The sequence below is a fragment of the Actinospica acidithermotolerans genome, assembly GCF_018139625.1.
In the GTDB taxonomy this organism is placed as follows: domain Bacteria; phylum Actinomycetota; class Actinomycetes; order Streptomycetales; family Catenulisporaceae; genus Actinospica; species Actinospica acidithermotolerans.
Window position 1 is genome coordinate 1 of record NZ_JAGSOH010000113.1, and the last position, 22,838, is coordinate 22,838.

The 22,838-nt window shown below is 71.9% G+C and carries 21 protein-coding genes; 9 read left to right on the forward strand and 12 right to left on the reverse strand.

Going from position 1 to position 22,838, the window contains the following annotated elements:
* Positions 1-289: 289 nt before the first annotated feature.
* Entirely contained in the window at positions 290-1,234 is a 945-nt protein-coding gene (locus KDK95_RS27440; protein WP_212521199.1) for a hypothetical protein, read from the reverse strand.
* Between the two features lie 270 nt (positions 1,235-1,504).
* On the opposite strand from KDK95_RS27440, the gene KDK95_RS27445 reads away from it, so the two are divergent.
* The 3 genes from KDK95_RS27445 to nudC all read left to right on the forward strand — a co-directional run bounded on the left by KDK95_RS27445 (position 1,505) and on the right by nudC (position 5,303).
* A complete protein-coding gene (locus tag KDK95_RS27445; protein WP_249161986.1) occupies positions 1,505-2,716 on the forward strand; it encodes a pyridoxal phosphate-dependent aminotransferase in 1,212 nt (403 codons plus the stop codon).
* 31 nt (positions 2,717-2,747) lie between these two features.
* Positions 2,748-4,163, forward strand: coding sequence for a dipeptidase (locus tag KDK95_RS27450; protein WP_212521201.1), 1,416 nt, complete (start codon positions 2,748-2,750; stop codon positions 4,161-4,163).
* A 168-nt stretch (positions 4,164-4,331) separates the two neighbouring features.
* Positions 4,332-5,303, forward strand: coding sequence for an NAD(+) diphosphatase (gene nudC, locus KDK95_RS27455; RefSeq protein WP_212521202.1), 972 nt, complete (start codon positions 4,332-4,334; stop codon positions 5,301-5,303).
* Positions 5,304-5,310: 7 nt separating this feature from the next.
* Here nudC and KDK95_RS27460 read toward each other — a convergent pair whose 3' ends face one another.
* Complete coding sequence (locus tag KDK95_RS27460; RefSeq protein ID WP_212521203.1) at positions 5,311-6,408, reverse strand: ABC transporter ATP-binding protein; 1,098 nt, start codon at positions 6,406-6,408, stop codon at positions 5,311-5,313.
* A 156-nt stretch (positions 6,409-6,564) separates the two neighbouring features.
* Between KDK95_RS27460 and KDK95_RS27465 the strand changes: the two genes are divergently transcribed.
* Entirely contained in the window at positions 6,565-7,110 is a 546-nt protein-coding gene (locus KDK95_RS27465; protein WP_212521204.1) for a HEAT repeat domain-containing protein, read from the forward strand.
* Here KDK95_RS27465 and KDK95_RS27470 read toward each other — a convergent pair.
* The gene (locus KDK95_RS27470; protein ID WP_212521205.1) at positions 7,091-7,342 is read right to left on the reverse strand and encodes a mycoredoxin; all 252 of its coding nucleotides are present in this window, start codon (positions 7,340-7,342) and stop codon (positions 7,091-7,093) included. The two genes, KDK95_RS27465 and KDK95_RS27470, sit on opposite strands and share 20 nt — an antisense overlap.
* A gap of 138 nt (positions 7,343-7,480) precedes the next feature.
* On the opposite strand from KDK95_RS27470, the gene KDK95_RS27475 reads away from it, so the two are divergent.
* Positions 7,481-9,721: an ATP-dependent DNA helicase UvrD2 gene (locus tag KDK95_RS27475; protein ID WP_249161987.1), complete on the forward strand. Its 2,241-nt coding sequence runs from the start codon at positions 7,481-7,483 to the stop codon at positions 9,719-9,721.
* Between the two features lie 78 nt (positions 9,722-9,799).
* On the opposite strand, the gene KDK95_RS27480 is transcribed toward KDK95_RS27475, so the two are convergent.
* Both KDK95_RS27480 and KDK95_RS27485 read right to left on the reverse strand, forming a co-directional pair.
* On the reverse strand, positions 9,800-10,861 hold the full coding sequence (locus tag KDK95_RS27480; RefSeq protein ID WP_212521206.1) for a hypothetical protein: 1,062 nt from the start codon (positions 10,859-10,861) through the stop codon (positions 9,800-9,802).
* Positions 10,862-10,871: 10 nt separating this feature from the next.
* The gene (locus tag KDK95_RS27485) at positions 10,872-11,921 is read right to left on the reverse strand and encodes a hypothetical protein (RefSeq protein ID WP_212521207.1); all 1,050 of its coding nucleotides are present in this window, start codon (positions 11,919-11,921) and stop codon (positions 10,872-10,874) included.
* 426 nt (positions 11,922-12,347) lie between these two features.
* On the opposite strand from KDK95_RS27485, the gene KDK95_RS27490 reads away from it, so the two are divergent.
* From KDK95_RS27490 to KDK95_RS27500, 3 genes are all read left to right on the forward strand, one after another.
* Positions 12,348-12,716, forward strand: coding sequence for a hypothetical protein (locus KDK95_RS27490; protein WP_212521208.1), 369 nt, complete (start codon positions 12,348-12,350; stop codon positions 12,714-12,716).
* 124 nt (positions 12,717-12,840) lie between these two features.
* Positions 12,841-13,203: a WhiB family transcriptional regulator gene (locus KDK95_RS27495; RefSeq protein ID WP_372463396.1), complete on the forward strand. Its 363-nt coding sequence runs from the start codon at positions 12,841-12,843 to the stop codon at positions 13,201-13,203.
* Positions 13,204-13,249: 46 nt separating this feature from the next.
* Positions 13,250-13,489 carry a hypothetical protein gene (locus KDK95_RS27500; protein ID WP_212521210.1) on the forward strand — a complete coding sequence of 80 codons (240 nt, stop codon included), beginning with the start codon at positions 13,250-13,252 and terminating at the stop codon, positions 13,487-13,489.
* 114 nt (positions 13,490-13,603) lie between these two features.
* On the opposite strand, the gene KDK95_RS27505 is transcribed toward KDK95_RS27500, so the two are convergent.
* The 3 genes from KDK95_RS27505 to KDK95_RS27515 form a co-directional block, all read right to left on the reverse strand.
* Complete coding sequence (locus KDK95_RS27505; RefSeq protein ID WP_212521211.1) at positions 13,604-14,947, reverse strand: ABC1 kinase family protein; 1,344 nt, start codon at positions 14,945-14,947, stop codon at positions 13,604-13,606.
* 8 nt (positions 14,948-14,955) lie between these two features.
* Positions 14,956-16,020, reverse strand: coding sequence for a TOMM precursor leader peptide-binding protein (locus KDK95_RS27510; protein ID WP_212521212.1), 1,065 nt, complete (start codon positions 16,018-16,020; stop codon positions 14,956-14,958).
* Positions 16,021-16,139: 119 nt separating this feature from the next.
* The gene (locus KDK95_RS27515; RefSeq protein ID WP_169739932.1) at positions 16,140-16,298 is read right to left on the reverse strand and encodes a DUF5679 domain-containing protein; all 159 of its coding nucleotides are present in this window, start codon (positions 16,296-16,298) and stop codon (positions 16,140-16,142) included.
* Positions 16,299-16,882: 584 nt separating this feature from the next.
* On the opposite strand from KDK95_RS27515, the gene KDK95_RS27520 reads away from it, so the two are divergent.
* Positions 16,883-17,566: a M48 metallopeptidase family protein gene (locus tag KDK95_RS27520; RefSeq protein ID WP_307844718.1), complete on the forward strand. Its 684-nt coding sequence runs from the start codon at positions 16,883-16,885 to the stop codon at positions 17,564-17,566.
* 85 nt (positions 17,567-17,651) lie between these two features.
* Here KDK95_RS27520 and KDK95_RS27525 read toward each other — a convergent pair whose 3' ends face one another.
* From KDK95_RS27525 to KDK95_RS27540, 4 genes are all read right to left on the reverse strand, one after another.
* A complete protein-coding gene (locus KDK95_RS27525; protein WP_212521213.1) occupies positions 17,652-20,300 on the reverse strand; it encodes a CHAT domain-containing protein in 2,649 nt (882 codons plus the stop codon).
* 12 nt (positions 20,301-20,312) lie between these two features.
* Entirely contained in the window at positions 20,313-20,789 is a 477-nt protein-coding gene (locus KDK95_RS27530; protein ID WP_212521214.1) for a hypothetical protein, read from the reverse strand.
* 39 nt (positions 20,790-20,828) lie between these two features.
* Positions 20,829-21,395, reverse strand: coding sequence for an RNA polymerase sigma factor (locus tag KDK95_RS27535; RefSeq protein WP_212521215.1), 567 nt, complete (start codon positions 21,393-21,395; stop codon positions 20,829-20,831).
* Positions 21,396-21,477: 82 nt separating this feature from the next.
* Positions 21,478-22,590 carry a S8 family peptidase gene (locus tag KDK95_RS27540; protein ID WP_249161991.1) on the reverse strand — a complete coding sequence of 371 codons (1,113 nt, stop codon included), beginning with the start codon at positions 22,588-22,590 and terminating at the stop codon, positions 21,478-21,480.
* Between the last annotated feature and the right edge of the window lie 248 nt (positions 22,591-22,838).

Consider the following 22,838-nt stretch of genomic DNA (forward strand, 5'->3'; position numbering starts at 1 on the left):
CGGCCATCCCCGCCTCGCCGCCGCCCCCGTGCGAATGGCCGTGCCCGGGAGTGTGCTCGTGACCCTGCCCGTGCCGATGGTGATGCCCATGCCCGCTAGTCATGCCCCCGACGATAATTCCTCCCGCCCACTCACGGTGGCCGATTCCCCGGCCGCCGATCGCCGAATTCCCATTTCCCGGCTACCGGCGCAATGTCTTCAGATCGAATTCAATCGCGGGGCGAGCATTCGGCCGAACGGCTGGCTGCCTCGGGTGCGATCCGCCCGAGACAGCCAGGCCGTCCGCCGATCAGCTCTCGTCGAACAGTTCCCCGGCGGTCGCGACGGTGAAGCTGCGGTCGAACCACCGGTTGAGCGTGTCGACGTCGGTGCACGCGACGATCCGCCGCCGGTCCGCTTCCGTCAGCGGCTTCGACTGCAGTTCCAGGGCGCGGATCAGCTTCTCCTGCATCAGGTGCTCGGTCACCGTGGCGGTCACCTGCTCGGTCACCGTGGCCGTTACCTGCTCGGTCACCGTGGCCGTGACCTGCTCGGTCACCTGCTCGGCGAGGGCCCGGGCGAGCGGCGAGCGCGGGTATGAGGTGGTCATGAGCATGATTGTGCTCCAGGTTCGGGCGGCTTGGGTACCGGAAAGGGCGGCTGAGACGAGGTCGGCGAGGGTGAATTTGTTCTCGCCGTCGGGCTGGGCTTCGAGCGCGGCCGCGAAGACGGTCATCTGCTCGTCGGCGTCGGGCCCGGCGGAGTGGACGATCACCGAGATGGCGGCGAGCGGGAGGTCGTTGGCGATCTGCTCGGCGTCCAGGAACTTCGGCACGTTGCGCGGACCGCAGACGACGGGCGCCAGCTGCATGCTCTTGTGGGCCGCGGGGCCGAAGGCGCGGGCCCTGCTCGCCCACACGGCGACCCGGTGGTCATCGCACAGGACCATCAGGATGACCGGGAGCGTGTGCTTCTCCTGCAGGTAGGAGCAGTAGTAGAGCCAGGTCGAGAACTTGGACTCGATATCCGTCCGCTGCACCTCGAGTGCGACGAGAAAGGGTTCCTCCTCCGTGTCGACGCGGAAGACCGCGTCGATCCTTCGTTCGAGCGGCCTCGACTCCGTGGCGTCCGGAGACAGGACCGTCGCCTGCTTCACGAGTGCTACGGGTATGCCGATGTGCTTGAGCATTCGGGCCACCGATTGCGGATCCTCCTGCAGGATCCGGTTCGGGACCTCGTGGGCTTGGGTGACCATGTGTCGAATCTGAACGCTGACGGCCTGTCAGATCAACTTACTGATCGGTATTCACCCTGGTGGGGGTAGCGTTTCGCTTGCGGGACGCCGGAATCTTCGCCTTTTTTCGCTCGTTCGGCCGTATGCCTGGCTGTGCCGGGCGAGGTGGACGGGTCGTCCCATGCGCAAACCCCGGCTTGCTTACACTCTGGAATCCCAGTGCGCCGATCGCGACATTCCTGATAGAAACGACCCACGTGCCGATCGACGGCGTATCGAAGGGTGTCCCCGATGGAGTTCAAGCAGTCGCGGAAGCTGTCCGACGTGCAGTACGACCTGCGCGGACCGGTGCTGCGGCGAGCTAAGGAGCTCGAGGCCGAGGGGCACTCGATCCTGAAGCTGAACATCGGCAACCCCGCGCCGTTCGGATTCGAGGCGCCGGACGAGCTGATCCAGGACATCATCCGCAACCTCCCGGGCTCGCACGGATACGGGGACTCGAAGGGGCTGCCTTCGGCGCGGCGGGCGGTGGCGCAGGCGTATCAGACGCGCGGTCTGCCGATCGTGGACATCGAGGACATCTACATCGGCAACGGGGTCTCCGAGCTGATCTCGATGGTGCTGAACGGCCTCCTCGACATCGGCGACGAGGTGCTCGTGCCGGCGCCGGACTACCCGCTCTGGACGGGCGCGACGACGCTCGCGGGGGGCAAGGCGGTGCACTACCGCTGCGACGAGCAGGCGGGCTGGGCGCCGGATGTCGCGGACATCGAGTCGAAGGTCACGGACCGCACCAAGGCGATCGTGATCATCAACCCGAACAACCCCACCGGCGCGGTCTACCCGCCGGAGGTGATCGACGCGCTGGTCGAGGTGGCGCGGCGGCACCAGCTGATGGTGCTGTCCGACGAGATCTACGACAAGATCCTCTACGACGGCGCCACGCACCGGCCCACGGCCCTGGCCTGCCCGGACCTGATCTGCGTGACCTTCAACGGCCTGTCCAAGATCTACCGCTCGGCCGGCTACCGGATGGGCTGGATGGTCATCACCGGTCCCAAGGAGCACGCGAAGGACTTCCTCGAGGGGCTCGAGGTGCTCGCCAACCTCCGGCTCGGGCCGAACGTGCCGGTGCAGCACGCGATCCAGGCGGCGCTCGGCGGCTTCCAGTCGATCGACGTGCTCGTCGAGCCGGGCGGCCGGCTCTACGAGCAGCGCGACCTGACCTGGCAGATGCTCAACGAGATCCCGGGCGTCTCCTGCACCAAGCCGATGGGCGCGATCTACGCCTTCCCCCGGCTGGACCCGAAGGTCTACAACATCACGGACGACGAGCGCTTCGTGATGGACCTGCTGAACGCCGAGAAGACCTTGGTCATGCACGGCACGGCCTTCAACTGGCCGGAGCCCGACCACTTCAGGATCGTCACGCTCCCGCACGTCAAGGACCTCGGCGCGGCGATCGAGGGACTCGAGCGCTTCCTCGCGACGTACCGCCAGTAAGGGCCCGCACCACCCGTTACCCTTGGCGCTTATGGCAGACATCCGGGAATACGTAGAGGGCAACGCGGCCGAGTTCTTCACCGAACTGAAGGACTGGCTGCGCATCCCGTCCATCTCCGGCGACCCCGACCGGGTCGCGGACGTGCGGGCCAGTGCCGAATGGCTGGCCGCCAAGCTGCGCTCCGTCGGCTTCCCCACCGTCGAGGTGTGGGAGACGGCGGGCGGTTCCGGGCTTCCGGCGGTGTTCGCCGAGTGGCCCTCGGGTGACGCGTCGGCGCCCACGGTGGCGGTCTACGGGCACCACGACGTGCAGCCGGTGACGCCGCTCGAGCTGTGGCAGACCGGCCCCTTCGAGCCGACCGAGCGCGACGGGCGGCTGTACGCGCGCGGCGCGGCGGACGACAAGGGGCAGGTGTTCTTCCACACTCTCGGCCTGCGCGCGCACCTGGCGGCGACCGGGCGCACCGCGCCGGCGGTGAACCTGAAGCTGATCGTGGAGGGCGAGGAGGAGAGCGGCTCGCCGAACTTCGCCGAGCTGCTGCGCGCCCACGCCGACGAGCTGGCCTGCGACGTCGTCGTGGTCTCCGACACCGGCATGTGGGCGAAGGACACCCCGACCTCGTGCACCGGCATGCGGGGCCTGATCGCCGCGCAGGTGGACTTCACCGGCCCCTCCGGCGACGTGCACTCCGGCTCCTTCGGCGGCGCGATCCCGAACCCGATCACCGAGCTGGTGCGGGTGCTCGCGCAGCTGCACGACGCCGACCGGCACGTGACCGTGCCCGGCTTCTACGACGGCATCGTCGAGCTCTCCGACACCGACCGCGAGCTGATCGCCAAGCTGCCGTTCGACGAGCGGACGTGGCTGGGCAACGCGAAGTCCTCCGCCGCCGTCGGCGAGGCCGGCTACTCCACGCTGGAGCGGGTCTGGGCGCGACCGACCGCCGAGATCAACGGGATCTACGGCGGGCACACCGGCCCGGGCTCGAAGACGATCGTGCCCTCCGAGGCGCACGCCAAGCTCTCCTTCCGGCTGGTGGCCGGGCAGGAGCCGAGCGTCGTCGCCAAGGCCTTCGAGGCGTGGCTGAACGAGCGGGTCCCGGCCGGGATCACCGCCGCGGTGCACTTCGAGGGCGAGGGCGTGCGGCCCTGCCTGACGCCGCTTGACCACCCGGCGCTGCAGTCCGTCTCGCGCGCGCTGGGCAAGGCCTTCGCGGCCGATCCGGCCGAGCCGCGGGAGATCCTCTACACCCGCGAGGGCGGCTCGGGCCCCGAGGCCGACCTGCAGGACGTGCTCGGCGCGCCGGTGGTCTTCCTCGGCATCTCGCTGCCGGACGACGGCTGGCACGCGCCGAACGAGAAGGTGGACATGGACCTGCTGCTCAAGGGCGCGGAGGCCGCGGCCTACCTGTGGGAGGACCTGGCCGCCTCCGGCCTCGGGAAGTAAGGCACTCAGGCCGCTACGCCACGACTGCGGCCGATATGCGGCATCCGTCCCGCTCGGGAACAATCGCACGTTCCCGGGAGTTAGTCGTCACGGGCCGATGATCCTTTCCGGGGTCCCGGCCCGCGATGACACACTTGACGCATGGAGAGAGCAGGGGGTGGCGGTCCGATGGCGGACCCGAGGGACGAGCTGACCGGCCCGCTCGGCCGGCTGGCGCTGGGCAGGTCGGCGGTGGACCGGCAGTCGGAGCTCCGGCTGGACGAGCCGGCCCTGGCGGCGGCGTGGTCGAATCCGGACAGCCGGGTGCTGGTGGTCAGCGAGGGCCGGGCCCTGGTGCTGGACGAGGTCGACCCGGTGGCGACGGACAGCCCGGACGCGGCGCTGGCCCGGCTGGTCCTGCTGCCCTCGCTCGACGCGCCGGAGGGCGAGCGCTTCTTCCTGGGCCGGGACGAGCAGGGCCGCGCGTACTTCGCGGTGCCCGCCGAGACCCTGCCGGGCCGTCAGGACGCGGAGGCCCGCTCGGCCTCGCTGCGCGAGGTCGGCATGCTGCTCTCGGACCTCGACGCGGGCCTGCTCACGCACGCCGTCGCGCTCGAGTACTGGCACCGCAGCCACCGCTTCTGCCCGCGCTGCGGGCATCCGATGCAGTCCGCCTCGGCCGGGCACGTGCGCCGCTGTGCCCAGTGCGGCACGGAGCACTACCCGCGCACCGACCCGGCGGTGATCATGGCGGTGACCGATCCGGAGGACCGGCTGCTGCTCGGCCGCCAGGCCGCGTGGGACGCCAACCGCTACTCGGTGCTGGCCGGCTTCGTCGAGCCCGGCGAGTCGCTGGAGAGCGCGGTGGCCCGCGAGGTCGCCGAGGAGGCCGGCCTCACGGTCACCGGGGTCGAGTACCTGGGTTCGCAGCCCTGGCCCTTCCCGTGCAGCCTGATGCTCGGCTTCCGGGCCCGGGTCGACGATCCGGAGCGGATCCGCGCGGACGGCGACGAGCTGCAGGAGGTGCGCTGGTTCAGCCGCGCCGAGCTGTCGGCCGCGATCGAGGCCGGCGAGGTGATCCCGGCCGGCCGGATCTCGATCGCGCGCAAGCTGATCGAGAACTGGTTCGGCGAGGACTGGAACCACCCCGCGGGCTGGTGACAGGCCGTCAGCGGACGGCGTGCAGGCGACGTCCGCTCGTGGGCTCGAAGTAGTGGATCTCCGCCGGGTCGAGGGCGAGGCCGACGGCGGTGCCGGGCCTCGGCGCCATGCCGGGCTCGCAGCGTACGACGATGTCCTTGCGCCGCTCGCCGAGGCCGGCCGCGCAGTGCGCGTAGGAGACGTAGCCGAGGTTTTCGACCGCCTCGACGTGCGCGAACAGTCCGGTGCCCGGCGGCGCGAGCCTGACCTTGTCGGGCCGGAATCCCACGGTGACCTCGGGCGACCTCAGCTGTGACACGAGCCCGCGGCCCAGCGGCAGTTCGAGCACGTCCACGTCGCCGAGCACCGCCCACGTGTGCTCGACGCGCGCGCTGAGCAGGTTCATCGGCGGGGAGCCGACGAAGGCGGCGACGTACGCGTTCGTCGGGTTCTCGTAGAGCACGCGCGGCGCGTCGCACTGCAGCAGTACGCCGTCCTTGAGGACCGCGATGCGGTCGCCCATGGTCATCGCCTCGATCTGATCGTGCGTCACGTACAGCATCGTGGTGCCGAGGCGCCGCTGCAGCGCGGAGATCTGCCCGCGGACCTGCGCGCGCAGTTTGGCGTCGAGTGCGCCGAGCGGCTCGTCCATCAGATAGACCTGCGGCTCGCGCATCATCGCCCGGCCCATCGCCACGCGCTGCTGCTCACCGCCGGAGAGTGTGCGCGGCAGGCGTTCGAGCGTCGGCGTCAGGTCGAGCTGCGTCGCCATCCGGCGCACGCGGCGGGCGACCGCCGAGTGCGGCGTGCCCATGATCGTCATCCGGAACCCGAGATTCTCGGCGACGGTCATCTGCGGATAGAGCGCGTAGCTCTGGAACACCATCGCGATGTCGCGCTCACCGGGTTCCAGGTCCGTGACGTCACGTCCGTCGATGTACACCGAGCCGGAGTCCACCTCCTCCAGCCCGGCGAGCATGCGCAGCGCGGTCGTCTTGCCGCTGCCGCTCGCCCCGAGCAACACCATGAACTCGCCCGATTCCACCGTCAGGTCGAGTTTGCGCACGGCCGGCATCCGGGTTCCCGGGTAGGTGTGCGATGCCTCCGCGAATTCCACACTGGCCACGTTGATCCATCCCATTTGCCCACAAACAGTTACGACTCTGTCACTGTGCGATGGTGCGATGGTGCAGGTGGTGAGGCGAAGAGTTAAGCACACGGATGCCGGTTTCGTCTCTAGCTGCGGGCACTCGGATATGAGCCGCCGACTACGCTGGGTGGCATGCGTGAGTTCGAACCCGGATACGAGGACCCGGCGCGGCTGCTGGCCGAGGCCGCCGCGTGCCCGGATCCGGAGGACGGGCGGCGTCGGGCGGCGGTGCTCGAACTGCAGCGCCGCCCGGACGCCGGCACCTTCCTCGCGGTCGCCGAGGCGACGCGATCCGCCGATCTCGAACTACGGCTCGTCGCGATGGACGTGCTGGGCCAGCTGGGGTACGCGAGCGGTCGGCCGTACCGCGAGCAGACGCTGCCGATCCTGCTGGCCGAACTCGATCAGGCCCAGGACCCGCGTCTGGTGCAGGCCGCGATCACCGCGCTGGCGCACCTCGGCGACGGCCGGGCGCTGACCGCGGTGCTGCGCCACGCGGCGCATCGAGACGCCGGGATTCGCCGCGCGGTGGCCTTCGCGCTGGCGTCGATCGCCGACGAGCGCTACCCGACGCCGCGGGTCGAGGAAGCGCTCGCCGCACTGGCCGGGGACGCGGACGAGGCCGTCCGCGACTGGGCCGGCTTCGGCCTGGACGAACTCAGACGCTCGCGGCCTTGACCTGCGCCAGCGACGGGTTGGTCATCACCGTCTGCTTGCCGTCGGGGGCGACCACGACGACGGTCGGCACGGTCTGGTTGCCGTTGTTGACGCTCATCACGTAGTCCGCGGCCTCGGGCTTCTGCTCGATGTCGACCTCGGCGAACGCGATGCCCTCGCGGTCGAGCTGGCTCTTGAGCCGCTTGCAGTAACCGCACCAGGGGGTCGAGTACATGGTGATCTGGGCCGACATGGCTGTGTCGTTCTCCTCGCGTGGCAGTGGGTGCTCTTGAGTGCTCGTGGACGGATCCGCACGATACAACGACCGCGGGCGGCATTTCCTTCCCCGTCGGCGCCCCGGCTGTCGGACCGGCCTGTCACAATCGGCCCCATGACAGATCCCGACGAGCTCCTGGCCGGACTGGACCGCGAACAGCGCGAGGTAGCCCGCGCGCTGCACGGTCCGGTCTGCGTGCTCGCGGGCGCCGGGACGGGCAAGACCAGGGCGATCACGCACCGGATCGCCTACGGCGCGGCCACCGGTGCCTTCCAGCCGAACCAGGTGCTCGCCGTGACCTTCACCGCGCGCGCCGCGGGGGAGATGCGCGGCCGGCTGCGCGGGCTCGGCGCGGCGGCGGTCCAGGCGCGCACCTTCCACTCGGCCGCCCTGCGCCAGCTGCAGTACTTCTGGCCGCAGACGGTCGGCGGACCGGCGCCGCGGATCCTGGAGTCGAAGATCCCGCTGGTCGCCGAGGCCGCCTCGGCCTGCCGGATCAAGACGGACCGGGCCGCGCTGCGCGACCTGGCCTCGGAGATCGAGTGGTGCAAGTCGACGCAGACCGCGCCGGAGGACTACGACTCCGCGGTCGCCAAGGCCCAGCGGGTGCCGCCGCGCGAGGCGGCCGAGGTCAGCCGGGTCTACGCGGCCTACGAGGAGCACAAGCGGGACCGCGGCTTCATCGACTTCGAGGACGTGCTGCTGCTCACCATCGGCGTGCTCGACTCCCGGCCGGACGTGGCCGACCAGGTGCGCGCGCAGTACCGGCACTTCGTGGTGGACGAGTACCAGGACGTCAACCCGCTGCAGCAGCGGCTGCTGGAGCAGTGGCTCGGGCAGCGCGATTCGCTGTGCGTGGTCGGCGACGCGAGCCAGACCATCTACTCGTTCACCGGCGCCACGCCGGAGTACCTGCTCGGCTTCCCCGACCGGTACAAGGACGCGACCGTCATCCGGCTGGTCCGCGACTACCGCTCGACACCGCAGGTCGTCGGGGTGGCGAACGCGCTGCTCGCGGCGATCCCGCGGGACACCCCGGCGGGTAGGCGCGCGGCCAGGGCCCGGCTCGAACTGGTCGCGCAGCGGCACGCCGGCCCGCCCGTCGGCTACACCGAGTACCCGGACGAGGCGGCGGAGGCCGAGGGCGTCGCCGAGAGCATCAAGAAGCTGATCGATCGCGGCGCCCGGCCCGCGGAGATAGCGGTGCTCTTCCGGATCAACGCGCAGTCCGAGGTCTACGAGCAGGCCCTCGCGGACCGCGGCGTGCCGTACGTCGTGCGCGGCGTGGAGCGCTTCTTCGACCGGCCCGAGGTGCGCCAGGCAGTGCTGCTGCTGCGCGGCGCGGCCCGCTCGGGCGGGACGTCGGATTCCGCGGCTGCGGGCGGCGCGGCCGGCGCAGGGGAGGAGACGGACGACGGCTTGGCGGCGACCGTGCGCGCAGTGCTGTCCGGCAGCGGCTGGTCGCCGAAGGCCCCGGCCGGCTCCGGCCGGGCGCGCGAGCAGTGGGAGTCGCTGGCCGCGCTCGCCGCATTGGCGGAGGAGTACGCGGTCGGCCATCCGCGCGCCGGGCTCGCTGACTTCGTGCGCGAGCTGGAGGAGCGTGCCGCGGTGCAGCACGCCCCGGTCGTGGACGGCGTGACGCTGGCGTCGCTGCACTCGGCGAAGGGCCTGGAGTGGGATGCGGTGCACCTCGTCGGCCTGACCGAGGGGCTGCTGCCGATCACGTACGCCGAGACGGATGAGCAGATCGAGGAGGAGCGCCGGCTGCTGTACGTCGGCGTGACCCGGGCGCGCGAGACGTTGCAGCTGTCCTGGGCGCTGGCGCGAGCGCCGGGCGGCCGGCCATCGCGCCGTCCGTCGCGCTTCCTGGACTCGCTGCGCGAGGCGAAGGCCGCGATGACGGAGGCGGGCGCCGGCGGAGTGGTGCGCCGCGGTTCCGGGCGCGGGCCGCAGGAGCAGGGCAAGTCCAAGCGCACCGGGCCGGTGCGCTGCCGGGTGTGCGGCAAGGCCCTGATCGAGGCGGTGGACCGGAAGCTGGGCCGCTGCGCGGACTGCCCGTCGGACCTGGACCAGGCGCTCTTTCAGCGGCTGCGGGACTGGCGGCTCGAACAGGCCGCCGAGCAGTCGGTGCCTGCCTACGTCGTGTTCACCGACGCCACGCTGACCGCGATCGCCGAGATCCGGCCGGCGGACCGGGCCGGGCTCGCCAAGATCCCCGGCGTCGGCACGGCGAAACTGGATCGCTACGCCGACCAGGTGCTCACCATCCTCACCGGCTCGGCCCCCGCGCCCGACGAGGAGTCGCAGGACCCAGAGGGTGGCGCGGATGGCGAGGATATCGGTGCGAGTGCCTAGCGCTCCTAGGTGGCGACGGGCGATACCGGCGGGGGAGACCGGCGTGGCAGGCGGCGGCGCAGGGTCTCGGCGAACGCCCTAGGACAGCTGGACCGGGTATGAGTTCAGTTCGGTCAGCACGCTCGTCCCGTCGATCGCGAGCTCGAGGTTCAGGAAGAGCGCCTCGGTGTCCGGCGGGCTGGTGCCGCTCGGGCAGTTCGACATCTGGATCTCGAACGTGGCCCTGATCGTCGCGCCCGGCTCCAGCGTGCCGATGTACGGCTGCCCGGCCGGGGAGACGGTCTCGGCGGTGCAGGGCTCCGCGGCGTCGTGGCCCGGCTCCGAGAGCGCCAGCGTGGCGTCGTACCAGAGGGGGCTGTCAGCCCTTGAGGTCGCCGACCAGGTGAAGGTCAGGATGTGCGTCGAGCGGTCGTAGTGCGTGATCTGCTGCGCGTCGCCGACGACGAAGGCGCCCTGCTGCGTGCAGATCCGCTGCTGGATCTCGCCGCCGAGCGCCTGGCCGGACTCCGGATTCAGCGTCGCCTGCGCGACCGTGCCGCTCGTGGTCCTCGCCTGCACGCGCAGGCTCGGCGCGGTTTGCCGCGGGGCGCTCGCCGAGGGGTCGTTCCCGGTCACGGCGATGCGCGCGGTCGCTGCCTGCGCGCAGCTGACGGTGATCTCGCCGGCGAGGTCGCCGACCTCGCCGGTCCTCAGCGTCTTCGCGCCGGTCGGCTTCAGGTCCGCGGTGCTGATCATGCCGGGCTCGGAGAGCACGGCGCCGAGCAGTTCGACCGGGCGCGGGCCCTGGTTGACCACCGGCACGACGACCTGCTCGCGGACCTCGGCGTGCCAGATCGTGGAGAAGCCGAGGTCGGCGAGGCCGGGGATCTGCGGCGAGGCGGCCGCGGCGAGGTCGAGCAGGTTCGCGATCCGAAGGTCCGTCATGTGCCGGTGGTAGGCGGCCGTGAACACCGCGCCGGTCCCGCCGAGGAAGACCGCGAGTGCGGCGAGCGTCACGAGCAGCCGGTGGCGCGAGACACGCGGCGGCAGCATCCCGGGACGGCCCGCGTTCCCGAGGTCCTCCTCCTCGAGCCAGTCCTCGTCGTCGATCTCCTCGTCGTCGAGGAAGACGACGTCGTCGTCATCGTCGTCCCCCATCATGTCCACCTTCTCAAGAGAGCAGAGAGCAGGCCTCGCGGACAAGGGTTCCGAGGTCGAAACCGTCCATCTGGAAGACCGCCGGCGCGCCGCGGTAGAACAGCAGCATCTCGAGTTCCACGGTGCCCTGCGCGGTGGCGGCGAGCCTCGGGCAGGCCGTGACCCGCACGGTGAACCCGGCGCTCAAGGTCCCCCCGGGTTCGAGCGTCCCGGTGACCGGGCCGACCGGCACCGGCTTGGACAGCAGGACGTTCATCGGCGGCATCGACTGCGTCGGCCGCGTCGAGACGGTCTCGACCACCTGGTAGCGCAGCGGCTGGACCGCGAGCGAACGGCTGGAGACCGCCACGGTGAACGAATGTGCCGCCGGGTCGACGGACTGCGGGTAGAAGCTCGAGGCCAGTCCCTCGCCCTGCTGCACGCAGATCTCCTGGCGCACGGACTCGCCGCCGCCGTCCAGGCCGACCGAGTCCGCGCCGACCGCCCCGCTCACCGTGCGCGCCTCGACCAGCAGGGAGTTGCCCCGGTCCGCGCCGACGCTCGCGGCCTGCACGCCGCAGTCCACGCTGGCCACGCCGGTCAACCGCGCCGTCTGCCCGGGGCGCAGCCGGCCCTGGCCGCTCGTCCGCAGCGCCGCCGGCTTCGTCAGGCCCGGACCGTAGAGCGTCGCGCCGGGCAGCAGGGTGATCGGGTCAGGGCTCTCATTCGTGATGTCCACGGCGACCGCCGCGCTCGGGTCGATCCGCCAGGCGCCGAGCCCGCCGAGCGCGCCCGGGTCGAGCAGCGTGACCGGGTCGCCGACGTCCACCGCGCGCAGCTCGAGGGTGTCGGCCGCCTGCTCGACGGCCTCGTCGTGCCGGTAGGCGAGGCTGCCGGCGTAGCCGGTCGCGGCGAAGGCGAGGGCGAAGACCAGCAGCGAGCCGAGGACGCGGCGCGCGGTGGTGCGCGGCGGAAGGCGGGCGCTCCCGTGCGACCGCACGTGCTCCTCGTCGTCCGCGTCCAGCCAGTCGACGGAGTCCGGATCCTCGTGCGGGTCGATGAACTCGATGTGCGGATCAGCCATCCGGCCCTCCTACCGGGGAGAACGCGTCCCCGGTGATCGTCGCGGCTGACTCTAGGCGGGGGCGGGCGCGCCGTCCAGAGGCCGCTTTACCGGATCGTGTCCGGGAGGTCACCGGAAAATGCCGTGCAGGGGGTGACACGGCCCGGCGCCCATGACAGGATGAAGTTCGCACCCGGAGATCTCCGATCCTCGGGCGAACGTGGGGAGCATCCGGAAGCGGATGCGTGAAGCTATCGGGGGCTTTCCACGAAACCGCAGGTCAAAAATGGATTGCGGGCTCAGGGGAGAAGGTTCTAGCCTCTGACACGCGCCGCCGGACTCCGGACGGTGCATCGCAGTACGAATCGGCCGCCAGGCCGCCGCGCACGTCGATTCCGGCTCGCCCCCGGAACCGGCCGAGTACGAGAAGGAGGCGAGAACGATCTCATGCTGACTCAGTTCCAGATTCCCGAGCCGCAGGCTGCCCTTCTCGCTGCCTGCCCGCGCCCGCGCGCCGTGGCCCCGTCCGCCGTCTCGCCGCTGACGCCGTCGTCCTCCCCTGCGTGGGCGGGCTCCGTGCGCCTCGGCGTCGCGACCGTGACGCGCGTGGTGGCCGAAGAGCGCCCGGCCGGCCTGGCCGGCCATGGCATGCGCGCCTTCGCCTTCAGCACGGCCACGCGACCGGCGGGCTATGCCGCCGCCGCGCGCGTGTTCGGCGCCGGAGTCGTCGGCAATGGCAGCACCAGCAAGGACCAGCAGGACAAGCAGCACCTGACCGACCGTCGGGGAACCGTCACCTGGAGACCACCGCACTGACCGCCCGTCAGTGCAGCAGCCTCCAGGCCGCGGAACCCGAGAACCGGGATCCGCGGCCTTATTCGTTCCCAGCACCGGGAACGTGGGCGGCGGGACCATCGATACGACAAGGACTTGACACACCGTGCAGATCGAGCGCCTCGACCAGGCTCCGATTGACCCCACGAACAGCCCCGCCGTAGTCCCGAGCCCCCAGAAGGAGCCAGCGATGCAGCTGACCGTCTTCGAGCCCAACACCGCCCTCGACGACCTGCCCTGCCGCAGCGTCGAGCCCGAGCTCTTCTTCGCCGAGTCCCCGGCCGACGTCGAGCTCGCCAAGGCCGTGTGCACCGACTGCCCCATCCGCGAGGCCTGCCTGCAGGGCGCCCTCGAGCGCAAGGAGCCCTGGGGCGTCTGGGGCGGCGAGCTCTTCGTCCAGGGCGTCGTCGTGGCGCGCAAGCGGCCGCGTGGACGTCCGCGCAAGGTCGACGTCGCCGTCGTCGCCTGAACCACCGACCACCGTCCGTATCCCTTCTCAGGAAACAGGAAGTCCCATGTCCAAGACCCTGCTCAAGCCCGCCGGCGTCCGCGCCGAGTCCGGTAATCCGCTCGCCCCGTACAACCACGAACCCACCACGCTGAGGAGCACCGCAACCATGTACGCCACGCAGTACAGCTACGCCCAGGAACTGCACAGGGAACGCTTACGACAAGCGGAGGCGCAACGCCTCCGACGCACCGCCTACCGGGCACGCCGCGGCCTCGCGGCGCGCCTGCTGGGCGGGAAGCGCTAGCCGCCCCGGGGGCCCCGGCCCCTGAATCTCCCTAACTGAAAACCGAGCACCAAGGCACCAACACCCCCTGCCCGGTCAGGGCCCGGAGCGTGAATCAGATCCCCGCGAGAGGGGTCACGCGTCCAGGTCCAGGCCGGGCAGGCAGGGTCCCAGGACCTCGCGCACCGCGACGGTCGAGCCGAGCTGGCACAGGATGCCGAGCGTGCCCATGCTCACCCGGTGGATCAGCATGTAGGCCGGGGGCAGGTTGAACCTGCGGCCGACGGAGGCGGCCGGGTTGCCGCGGCCGGACAGGTGCGAGCCCTGGTCGCGCAGCCAGGCGCGGCTGTAGGTGAAGATCTCGCCGCGCAGCGGGTCGAGCAGCGGGGCGAGGTAGTCCAGCGCCTCCTGCGGCTCCATCGTGATCCCCGGGCGCACGAAGCCCTCGCCGCTCAGGATCCGGACCACCTCGTCGGCGTCGTCCCGCAGCGCGTAGCCGATGGCGGTGCCGATCGCCTCCGGCATGCCGCCGGGCAGCCGGTTGACCGCGCCGAAGTCGAGCACGCCGAGCCGCCACGGGCCCTCCTCGGCGTCCGCGCCCTCGACCGGGATCAGCCGGAAGTTGCCCGGGTGCGGGTCGGCGTGCAGCAGGCCGACGATGCCGGGGCCGGAGAACAGGAAGCCGAGCAGCAGCCGGCCGGCCTCGTTGCGCTGCTCCGCCGTGCCGTCCGCGATGATCTTGGACAGCGGGATGCCGTCGATCCACTCGGTGACCAGCACCGTGCCCTGCTGGGCGACCACGTCGGGCACGAGGATGCCGGGCTCGTCGGCGTAGCCGGCGGCGTAGGCGCGCTGGTTCTCCGCCTCGGCCGCGTAGTCGAGCTCCTCGGCGATCCGCTCCTTGAGCTCGGTCAGCAGCGACTTGACGTCCATGCCGGGCACCAGGATGCCGAACAGCCGGGAGATCCGGGCGAGCTGGTTGAGGTCGGCGACCAGCGCCTTGCCCGCGCCCGGGTACTGCACCTTGACGGCCACCGCGCGCCCGTCGCTCCACACGGCGCGGTGCACCTGGCCGATCGAGGCGGCGGCCGCGGGGGTGTCGTCGAAGGACTGGAAGCGCTCGCGCCAGTCCGGCCCGAAGGACTGGGCCATCACCTTGTGCACCGTCGAGGCGGGCAGCGCGGGCGCGCTCTCCTGCAGCTTCGTCAGCGCGCCGCGGTACGGCCCGGCCAGCTCCTCGGGCAGCGCGGCCTCGAAGACCGAGAGCGCCTGCCCGAACTTCATGGCGCCGCCCTTGAGCTCGCCGAGCACCTTGAAGATCTGCTCGGCGGTGCGGGTCTGCAGCTCGCTGGCGACGGCCGCGGCGGGCGCGCCGACCACGCGTTTGCCCAGGCCGACGGTGGCGCGCCCGGCCAGGCCGAGGGGGAGTGTGGCCAGCTTGGCGGTACGGGTCACCGCATTCCTCGGCAGATCACTCATACGGCCTATTAGAGCAGGTCGGCAGGATGAGCGTTGGCGCGGGCACCGCATCCGCAGCCCGCATGCGCGCTGAGCTCGATGCGGACGGGTACGGCGTCCGGCGGGCGCAGGCTCGTCACCGCGCCGAGGACCGGCGGATCGCCGCCGTCGAGCCGGGTCAGTGCGTAGTGCACCGTGTAGGCGGCCGCGAGCAGCAGTAGCGAGGTGTCGCCGGGCGGCAGCTCGCCGGTGCGCGGCGCGCCGTACTGCGCCAGGTACTGCGCCCAGCTCGGGTCGGTCTCGCTCAGTCGCAGGTCGGCGCAGTGCACGCACGGAGTGCTGCCGGGGAGCACGAGCGGGCCGATCAGCACCTCGTCGCCCGCCGACCGCACGAGCAGGTGCGGCACGCCGTCCGCGGCGAGGCTGTCGAACAGCTCCACCGGATAGCGGTCGACCGGGGCGACGACGACGAGCTCGGGCCGGCGCGCCGCGTGCGCCGGGGCGATGCGGGCGAACGGCGTATCGCGCTGGATCGAGCGGCAGACGGAGTCCTGCCGCCGCTGGCCGGCCTGCCCGGGGTCGAGCGCGCCGGGGCCGGTGTCGCGGTGTTCGCCCGGGTTCGGATCGACCGGCCGCACCACGCCCACCCCGGCGGCGGCCAGCTGCCGGGCGACCTGCGCGCCGATCAGCCCGAGGCCGTGCACGGCGACGTGCTGCTGGGCCCGGCGCTCCAGCGCCCGCGCGCCGCTGCCGGGCAGCTTGTTGCGCAGCCCGAGCGCGCTGACCAGCGGCCCGAGCCTGGCCCGCTCCGCGACGCTCACCCGGGCGAGGGCCGGGGTCTCCAGCGAGGCGTCGTCCAGTACGCCCTCCAGCGCCAGCCGGTTGAGCAAGGCCATGGAACGCTCAGCCGAGAGCCCCAGCCGCGCGGCGTAGGAAAGCAGCGAATCGGTATCCCGGGTCCCGTCGAGGGCCTCGAGGAGCAATCGTTCCGCGCTGTCGAGCCGGTGGATCCGGCAGTGCGCGCCGCGGCCGAGTTGCACGGTGTTCGCGTCCAGCCAGACGCGGCCCAATCCGGGCTTGAGGATCGGGCGCACCGGCGCGCGGCTCCTTCGTCAGAAAGATCTCGGATCCGCGCCGATCGAACGGGCCGGTATCCCGGAATTCGGATACCGGCCCGCCCGGTGCCGGAATTCGCGGACCGCCGGCCGTCGGCTCAGGCCTTGCCCAGAATCCGGTTGACCTTGGTGCCGCAGGTCGGGCACGTTCCCTGGGCCATCCGGCGGCCCGACTCGCTGACTTTGACCTCGCCGGTGAAGTGCCGCTTCTCCTTGCACTTCACGCAGTAGGCCTCACCGGTGTATGTCTCGGCCATGGTGGCCCTCCTGTGCATCTCGCGGTTGGTTCGTCCGATTGGCCGCGTTCGGCCCCCGGACGAGAGTCACCATACGCGAGAGGGGAGCGTGTTCCGGCATCGCGGACGCTCGGCGGCACGTGCGCACCCGCGTGTTGGCACGTTCGGGTGAGTTGTAGGACCGCCGGTCCGACGTACTGATGAGTGGGGCGGGATATCCCGGAGAGAAAACGGTGCGGGGCCCCCAGGCGCACGTCCCGGTTCACGCGGTGATCGCCCACCGCGGCCGCCGAGCTGTTTTCCGAAGGCCCCGCTTTCAGGTGACGACGGTACGGCGATCTGGCCCGCGTCGTCAATTGCGCCACGCGAACGGCTGTGGACAACCCTGGGGATAACCTGGTGACAATCCCGGCAAGTATGTGGATCGTCCCGGCATTTCATGTGGATAACCCGGTGGACGAAGTCGGGTGCCGCTCTTTCACCAGGCGAAATGAAGAATTTTTCGGTGAACGCCGTACGTCGGAGTGCGGCTGCCGAGAACTTTTCGGCAAGACTTAGCACGCAGACGGGGGCCAAATCGGCTCCGAACCGCTACGTTGGGTTGCGTGTCAGCCGACCTGACCCCGACGGACGCCGCGAACGCCGCGGGGTCGAAGCGTGGTGCGGCCGCCGGAGACGCCGTGGAGGTGCGTCGTTCGGCGCGTCGTCGGCGGACCGTGTCCGCCTACCGGCAGGGCGACCGGACCGTGGTGCTGATCCCGGCGCAGATGTCCGCGCGCGAGGAGGAGCGCTGGGTCAAGGCGATGCTCGCGCGGCTCGACTCGCGCGAGCGGCGCAGCCGGCCGGGCGAGGCCGAGCTCGCCGCCCGGGCCCGCGAACTGTCGGTCAAGTACCTCGGCGGACGGGCCGTGCCGGTCTCGGTGCGCTGGGTCTCCAACCAGGGAGCCCGCTGGGGCTCGTGCACCCCGGTCGACGCCTCGATCCGGCTCTCCGACCGGCTGCGCGGGATGCCGGACTTCGTCATCGACTACGTGCTGCTGCACGAGCTCGCGCACCTGATCGAGCCCAACCACGGCGCCGGCTTCTGGCGGCTGCTCCAGGACTTCCCCAAGCTCGAGCGCGCCCGCGGCTTCCTCGACGGCTTCGCCGCGGCCGGCGCCGCGGCGGCCGGCCGGGAGGACTCGGCGGCCGAAGGCACCGACGCCGATGACGACGATGTCGAGGGCGCGTCCGACGTCGACGAGCCGGGGGAGTTCGACGGCGGCGCCGAGCCGGAGTTCTCAGCCTGAGCCGAGGCAGATGAAGGCGGGTGCTTCGGGGTGCTCGGCCTGGGCCGGGCGCACGTCCGCGCCGAGCTGGGTGTGCAGCGTGTTCTCAGCCTGAGCCGAGGCAGATGAAGGCGGGTGCCTCGGGGTGCTCGGCCTGGGCCTTGGCGAGCGCCTGGGCCGGGCGCACGTTCGCGCCGAGCTGGGTGTGCAGCGCGGTCATCAGTGTCCTGGTGTACTCGTCGTCGACCGGGGCGACGGAGGCGATCAGGGTCTTGCTTCCCAGGGCGAGCAGCGCGCTGGCCACGCCCATCAGCTCGTCGCCCGGGTGGATGCCGGACAGGGCCGAGTCGCAGGCCGAGAGGATCAGCAGGCCCGGGGCGCGGCCGAGGGATTCGAGGTCGTAGACGGTCAGCGGGCCGTCGGCCAGCTCCAGATTGGAGAAGAGCGGGTTGTCCTTGCGGAACCTGCCGTGCGCGGCCAGGTGCGCGAGCCGGGCGCCGTCCCAGGACGCCGCGACCGCGTCAGCCACGGCGTCGCCGCCGCGCAGCGGCTTGGCGTCCGGGTAGAGCTGCGCGATCGCGGCGATCTCGTCCTCGGCGTGCGGCAGGTCCGGGCCGTACGCCAGCGCGACCGGGCCGGTCCGGAGCGGGACCTGCTCGGCGGCCAGCCAGCTGCGGGCCGAGGGCGCGACCGTGACGATCCGGTTCTCCATCGACGGCAGCGCGGCCCACGCGAGCGCGTGCAGCGAGCCGGTCGGCACCAGCACGAGTTCCTCGCGGCCGCCGATCCGCCTGCGCAGCGGGTCGAGCAGCATCGCGTCGAGTCGCACGCGCGCGTGGCCGTAGTTCTGCCGTGCGCCGGCGAGCAGCCGGGGGGAGCCGTGCTGCTTGGCGATCAGGCCCATCGCGAACCGCAGCTGCTCGAGTTCCTTGAGCACCGCCTGGTACGAGCCGATCCGGTGCCGCGTGCACCGGCCGCCGGCGAGCACGATGGCGTGCAGCTCGTCGTCCAGGCGCAGGTACTCCACCAGGGTGCGGCCGCTCAGCGTGCTGCTCAGGACCCTGAGATCGAGCGGCGACTCCGGGGAGGCGTGGGTGCCCGGGGTGTGCCGAGCCAGTTCCCTGATCTCCTCTTCGAGCTTGACCCGCTCGCGCTGGACGGCGCGGATGTCCTTGCCCGCCAACGGGTCGTCGCCCGCCTGCGTGGTCACGAAGCGCAGCCGGGCCAGCAGCAGCGCCAACTGACCGGACTGCGCCGGGCGCACGGGAGCGCGGCGCAGCGACGCCGCGCGCCATTGCTCCGCGCGCACCAGCAGACTGCGCGCGGAGCCGCCCTCCAGGCTCAGCCGCAGTCCCGCCTTCGCGAGGTCCGCGCCGAGCGCCGCGCTGCCCGCGCGCAGGTCCGTCGCCCCGAGCGTGCCCGCGAACTCGCCCAGCACCTTCAGGCCCTGGGTCACGGCCCGGCCCGCGCCGCCGCGGTCCCCGCCGAGCAGCCTGCGCTCGCTCTCCGCCTCCCAGGCGAGGATGCGCAGCGAGGCCAGTCCGCTGAACCGCTTCGCCGCGATCACCCCGTACAGCCGGGCCGCCTGCGCCCGCCGCCCGAGGGCGGCGGCGGTGTGCGCGGCCTGCAGCCTGGCCTCCTGCGGCGAGGTCAGCCAGCCGGACTGCTCAAGCCGCCTCGCGCAGCGAATCAGCTCCCTGAGGAGGTCGGCGGTGCGCTCGCCGTCCGCGAACCGCGCGGCCAGCTCCACCTGCCAGGCCCACGCGGCCCAGGTGCGCCGCCGCTGCGCGGTGAAGTCCGCGCGCGCCTGCGCGGCCAGCGCCGAGGCGCGGCCCACCTGCCCCGCCGCCAGCGCGGCGCGCGCCGCGACCAGCCGGGACTCCGCCGCGTCGAACGCCCGGCCGCGTTCGAGCTGACCGGCGATCGCCCGCTCCGCGTTCTCCAGCGCCTCCGCCGCCAGTCCGGCCGTCAGCAGCGCGTTCGCCCGGTCCGCGTACGCGGGTTCGAGCTGGGTCCCGTTCTGCTCGCCGATCCGCAGCGCGTGGGTGATCTCCTTGAGCGCCTCCGGGATCCGCGCGGCCTGCAGCAGCACGAAGCCGTAGTTGAGGTGCAGGCTGAAGCCGATGTTGCTCATGCCGGAGGATTCGCCGAGACCGATCGCGCGACGCAGGTCGGCGGCCGCCGCGTCATGCTTGCCCTGATACGCCAGCATCGTGCCGCGCAGGTTGAGCAGCAGTACTTCCCAGCGCACGTCCGCGTGCCTGATCAGCACCGGCTCGGCGGCGGCGTAGCAGGACAGGGCCTCGGCGTTGCGGCCGAGGCGCTGCAGCACGAGGCCGTGGTTCACCCGCAGCCTGGCCAGATCCCATTCGACCTCAGGGCCCTGCAGCGCGGCCTCGGCGAGCTCGGCTTCGCGCAGCGCCTCGGTGGTCCGGCCCTGATGGGACAGCATGACCAGCAGCGAGGTGCGCGCCTGCGCCGCGCGCAGCGGCAGGCCCAGGCGCTCCGCGCTGTTGACCGCGCGGCGCATCTCCGTGGCGGCCGCGGAGTTGTCGCCGGCCCTGAGCGAGAGCCCGAGCACCCGCATCGCGACGGCCGCGGCCTCGTCAGACTCGCTCTGCGCCAGCAGTTCCCTGGCTCCCGCGCCGGCCGCCGCGGCATCCCCGTCGACCGCGTCGAGGAGTTCCAGTGCGCGGGCAAGGCGAAGCGCACCGTCGCCGGAGGGCGTGCTGACGGCGTCGTGGGCACGGGTCATTCAGTCAGCTTCTCAGATGGCGCCCCATTCAGTCACCACGCGTGTGCCGTCCGGTAGCTCACAGCGCAGCCGCGCCGGGCCGGCCGGCAGCTGCGGGAGCGAGAATCGTCCCAGTTCGTCCACTTCGGTGGCGGCGCGTTCGCCGCCCGCGCTCTCCAGCCACACCTCGCGCGGGCCCGCCGGCATGACCTGGCCGACCAGCTTGCGGCCGTCGGCCAGCTCGGTGGCCTCCACCACGAAGGTCAGGTGCTCGGCTTCGAAGGTCAGCAGGTGCTGGTCCCCGGTGGCGCGCACGGCGCGGCCGGCGAGCGACTCCTCGTCGAGGAGCTTCGCCAGCTCGCTGTCGAAGTCCAGCCAGGCGAAGGCGCCGCGCGCCGCGTCCAGCACCGACTCGGGTACCGGATCGTCGTACTGGTACAGCGCGTTGAGGTCGGCCAGCAGGCGCACGTTCTCGTGCTCCGCGCCCTCGTATCCGTCACTGGTGCTCATGAGCTCGTCCCCCTTGGACCGCTCCGTCTCTCGACGGGTTCACGATGACTGCGTGTACTGAATCCGCAGCCGTTCCAGGCAACGCGACCTGGTCGGGCCGATGGAACCCATTGGCATGTCCAGGGCGGCGGCCACCTCGCTGTAGTTCGCCTCGTCGCTTGCCGCGATGACCCGCAGCAGCCTGCGGCAGCGCTCCGGCAGCTTGGCCAGGGCGTCGCGCAGCTGTGCGTACTCGTCGGCCACCAGGGCGTGTTCCTCCGGACCGTCCATGCCCTGGTCCGACTGCTCCTGGCGGTGCTCGTCCGGGATCTCCTGGCTGCGCTTGCGCAGCAGCTTGATCCCCTCGCGCCGGGTGGTGGTCGCGAGCCAGGAGCCGAGCCGTTCCGGCTCCTTGATCTGATCCAGGTGCTCGACCAGCCGCAGCCACACCGTCTGGCTGAGGTCGGCCGTGTCCGAGGCCGGCATCTCGAAGCTCCGGGCGACGGCCCAGACCAGCCGGTTGAACCTCTCGACCAGGCTGTTCCAGGCTTCGCGCTCCCCCCGCAGGGCGGCGGCCAGAAGCTCGTCGTTCCTCGGCCCCGCGGGCTCCGCGCTGTTCGACGGCATGACTCACGCTCCCACGCGCCCGACCCCGTGCCGGGCGCGTGGGACACACTAGCGAGATCACGCCGTGGCGTCATACCTTCCGCTATCCGATCTCCACCCCGAATTCGGGGTCGGTCTTCGGGCGGGCCGTGTCCAGCAGGACCTCGGCGGCCTCCCGGGCCGTGATCTCCTTGTCGTTGGCCAGCCGGGCGATCGCGCCGGCGACGTGGGGCGCCGCGAAGGACGTGCCGCTCCAGCGGGCGAATCCGAGCTCGATCTCGCCGTCGGAACGGCGCCGCGGGAAGGGGCCGAGGACGTCCACGCCCGGGGCGTGCGCGTCCACCCACCAGCCCCGGTCCGAGAACGACGCCTTCGCGCCGACCGCGACGCAGTCCTTGAGCGCGGCCGGCCAGAACGGGCGGTCGGAGCCGTTGTTGCCCGCCGCCGTCACGACCACCGTGTGGCTGCCGAACCTCCGCAGCGCGTCCGCGACCAGCGAGGACGGGTGGTCGGCGTGCGCGTAGCCGCCGAGCGAGATGTTGACCACGTCCACGGACACGCCGCTCGTCTCCTCGCGCCGCCGGATCCGGCCCAGGCTGTGCAGCAGTTCGAGCTCGTCGCAGATGCCGATGTCGTCGAGCACGCGGTCGATCCACAGCCGCGCGTTCGGTGCCTTCTGCAGGATCACGCCCGCGACGAAGGTGCCGTGCCCGGCCTGCGCGTCCAGCGCGTAGTCGCAGTTCGCGGCGACCGGGTCGAGCTGATCCGGCGTCACCTCGGGCCACCAGTCGGTGTTGGTGAACCAGGGGTGCGGGGTGATCCCGGTGTCCAGCACCGCGACCGTGACCGGCCGGCCGACCCCGTTCGCCACCGGCGGCGCGACCGGGCCGCACAGCTCGGGCACGCCGAACGGTCCGCCGATGTAGTCGGGCTCGCCGCGCAGCAGGTGGTTCGGTGTCGCGCCGATGCCCTGCTCGCGCAGTTCGGCGGCGAATTCCGGCACATCGACGCGGGCCGATGGTCTCAGCCGCAGCCGGTGCACTCCGATCTCGGGGTACTCGTCCGCCCGGTCGAGGAAGCGGGCGCCGGCCTCGCGGGCGTGCTCCGACTGGTGTTCCGCGACAAGAAGCTGATCCCGGCGGTGCGCGGCACCGCCGGCGTACACCGCATCCGGATGGCGGCTGAGCAGCCGTTCCATCCGCGCCTTGTGATTCATGCGTGCCACTTCATCCTCCCTTGGGCTCTGTCAGGCACTGTACTGACGCGTTCCGACACGCTCCCCGGCTTCGGCTTGCGCCGCCGTAGCCCGGGGGAGCAGGCCGTGCCCCCGTACCGTCCTGGTCCCCCGGGACGCCGGCGGCGGGCGATCCGCCGTGGCAACCGTCCGGCGGCCGCCGAGATCCCCCTCGGATCCCCCCTCGCGGCCGCCGGACGGGCACGGTGCTCCCCACCCTGATCCCCCAC

Bases quoted from the DNA above. Each gene is read 5' to 3' on its own strand.
- KDK95_RS27475 (WP_249161987.1), top strand. From the start codon at position 7,481: ATGACAGATCCCGACGAGCTCCTGGCCGGACTGGACCGCGAACAGCGC.
- KDK95_RS27485 (WP_212521207.1), bottom strand. From the start codon at position 11,921: ATGGCTGATCCGCACATCGAGTTCATCGACCCGCACGAGGATCCGGAC.
- KDK95_RS27540 (WP_249161991.1), bottom strand. From the start codon at position 22,590: ATGAATCACAAGGCGCGGATGGAACGGCTGCTCAGCCGCCATCCGGAT.
- KDK95_RS27465 (WP_212521204.1), top strand. From the start codon at position 6,565: ATGCGTGAGTTCGAACCCGGATACGAGGACCCGGCGCGGCTGCTGGCC.
- KDK95_RS27490 (WP_212521208.1), top strand. From the start codon at position 12,348: ATGCTGACTCAGTTCCAGATTCCCGAGCCGCAGGCTGCCCTTCTCGCT.
- KDK95_RS27480 (WP_212521206.1), bottom strand. From the start codon at position 10,861: ATGATGGGGGACGACGATGACGACGACGTCGTCTTCCTCGACGACGAG.
- nudC (WP_212521202.1), top strand. From the start codon at position 4,332: ATGGCGGACCCGAGGGACGAGCTGACCGGCCCGCTCGGCCGGCTGGCG.
- KDK95_RS27440 (WP_212521199.1), bottom strand. From the start codon at position 1,234: ATGGTCACCCAAGCCCACGAGGTCCCGAACCGGATCCTGCAGGAGGAT.
- KDK95_RS27525 (WP_212521213.1), bottom strand. From the start codon at position 20,300: ATGACCCGTGCCCACGACGCCGTCAGCACGCCCTCCGGCGACGGTGCG.
- KDK95_RS27445 (WP_249161986.1), top strand. From the start codon at position 1,505: ATGGAGTTCAAGCAGTCGCGGAAGCTGTCCGACGTGCAGTACGACCTG.
- KDK95_RS27530 (WP_212521214.1), bottom strand. From the start codon at position 20,789: ATGAGCACCAGTGACGGATACGAGGGCGCGGAGCACGAGAACGTGCGC.
- KDK95_RS27515 (WP_169739932.1), bottom strand. From the start codon at position 16,298: ATGGCCGAGACATACACCGGTGAGGCCTACTGCGTGAAGTGCAAGGAG.
- KDK95_RS27470 (WP_212521205.1), bottom strand. From the start codon at position 7,342: ATGTCGGCCCAGATCACCATGTACTCGACCCCCTGGTGCGGTTACTGC.
- KDK95_RS27450 (WP_212521201.1), top strand. From the start codon at position 2,748: ATGGCAGACATCCGGGAATACGTAGAGGGCAACGCGGCCGAGTTCTTC.
- KDK95_RS27535 (WP_212521215.1), bottom strand. From the start codon at position 21,395: ATGCCGTCGAACAGCGCGGAGCCCGCGGGGCCGAGGAACGACGAGCTT.
- KDK95_RS27505 (WP_212521211.1), bottom strand. From the start codon at position 14,947: ATGAGTGATCTGCCGAGGAATGCGGTGACCCGTACCGCCAAGCTGGCC.
- KDK95_RS27500 (WP_212521210.1), top strand. From the start codon at position 13,250: ATGTCCAAGACCCTGCTCAAGCCCGCCGGCGTCCGCGCCGAGTCCGGT.